This window comes from Novosphingobium lindaniclasticum LE124, assembly GCF_000445125.1.
GTDB classification, from domain to species: domain Bacteria; phylum Pseudomonadota; class Alphaproteobacteria; order Sphingomonadales; family Sphingomonadaceae; genus Novosphingobium; species Novosphingobium lindaniclasticum.
Map to the genome: position 1 here is coordinate 1 of NZ_ATHL01000118.1, position 1738 is coordinate 1738.

Consider the following 1738-nt stretch of genomic DNA (forward strand, 5'->3'; position numbering starts at 1 on the left):
CAGGATTCTCATCTTGTTTGTCGCGCTTCCTCACCCTGAATGTCGCGCGACAGGCTGAGCGAAGTGGCATGGGATCTGTTCGGCAAAACCCCTCGGGGCTGGGCACTGGTCCAAGGCATCGTGGATTTTGTACATCGTCACGTCCGCTTCGACTACATGAAGGCGCGGCCGACAAAGACAGCGCGGGACGTGTTCGAGGAGCGCGAAGGTGTCTGCCGCGACTTTGCCCATCTGGCGATCACGCTGTGCCGCTGCATGAACATACCCGCACGCTACTGTACAGGATATCTCGGTGACATGGACTTGCCAAAGCCACTAGGCGAAATGGATTTTTCGGCATGGTTCGAAGTGTGGCTGGGCGATCGCTGGTATGTCTTCGATGCAAGGCACAACCGCCCTCGCAGCGGGCGAATATTGATGGCGCGAGGACGTGATGCGGCTGATGCGGCACTGACGATGACCTTCGGACGTGTCACACTTTCCCGGTTCGACATCTACACCGACGAAGACAGATTGGGCCTTGCTTCACTGTAATGCTGGAGCGGTCTGCTCATCGGCGGCTTCGCGAAAGAAACATGCCATTACGGAGGCTGACACCCGGACCGGACGCTGTGTCACGGCATCAACGCAGCACCAGCGCGATTTCACCTCGGCAATCACTTCGCTGCCGCGCCGGATCGTCGTTTCGTAGAATGCGCTTTTTCGCCGGACCTGCTCCAGCAGCACATTGGCCGTCAGCTGGTCGCGAAGGAATGCCGGTCTGCGGTACGTGATCTCATGTTTGAGCGCGATCCATAGATATTCTGTAATCGCCCGAGGCGATGCGACCCTCTGCCAATGTTGGATGACAGCTGCCTGTAACCATTTCAAATATATGGAATTATTAACGTGCCCCATGAAGTCGATGTCGTCGATTTCGATCCTCAAAGGGCAATCATGCATTTGCGCGGAATTCATGATGTCATGTATCACATCGATATGACATTCCGGATTCATTTTTGGATGAGAACCCAGTCGCCACTATCTATTTTTTTAAAAGCGCGTACAAGAACCAAGCTGAAACGTCGCCTGCGACGGATATTGGGCCGCCAAGGCTCCCCTTTGTCCTTTACTAGGGCGTGGACTCATTACGCATTGCACCACAGCCTGACGCATATGAGCTTGATGGCCGCGAGATAGTTGGCAGCATCCTTGTCATATCGGGTGGCGATGCCCCGGAACTGCTTGATCCGATTGAAGAAGCGCTCGACGAGATTACGCTGGCGGTAGAGCCATGACGAGAAGCCGAAGCGCTGCTTACGGTTGGAGCGGTTGGGAATGTTGGCCCAGATGTTTCTGGCCGCGGCCGCCTCGCGAATGGCCGTGCTGTCATAGCCCTTGTCACCGAGCAGGGTGGCACCCTCGGGAATGGCCTCGATCAGCGCTTCAGCTTCGTATGCATCATGGACCTGGCCACCCGTCAGTCGCAGTCCGACAGGACGTCCATCAGCGTCGACAAGAGCGTGGAGTTTGGTCGTAAGGCCGCCCCGGGAACGTCCCATGCCATGATTGCCGGATCCCCCTTTTTGCCCGTCGCACCGTGCTGGTGGACGCGCATGCAAGTGGAATCGATCATCACCAACTCGCCGTTGAAACCGGCGGAAACCGCCGCCAACAATCGGTCCCACACTCCAGCCTTTCGCCAGCGGATGAACCGGTTGTAGCAGGTCGTCGACGGACCATAGCGTTCCGGGACCTC

The 1738-nt window shown here is 57.0% G+C and carries 1 protein-coding gene and 2 pseudogenes; 1 reads left to right on the top strand and 2 read right to left on the bottom strand.

The window, feature by feature from the left end; translation table 11 throughout:
• Positions 1–48: 48 nt before the first annotated feature.
• Positions 49–534 (top strand): annotated as a pseudogene (locus L284_RS41665) (transglutaminase-like domain-containing protein); the annotation flags it as partial.
• Here L284_RS41665 and L284_RS41670 read toward each other — a convergent pair.
• On the bottom strand, positions 526–927 hold the full coding sequence (locus L284_RS41670; RefSeq protein WP_327194225.1) for an acyl-CoA thioesterase: 402 nt from the start codon (positions 925–927) through the stop codon (positions 526–528). The pseudogene L284_RS41665 and the gene L284_RS41670 sit on opposite strands and share 9 nt — an antisense overlap.
• A 200-nt stretch (positions 928–1127) precedes the next feature.
• Positions 1128–1738: pseudogene (locus L284_RS41675) on the bottom strand (IS5 family transposase); the annotation flags it as partial.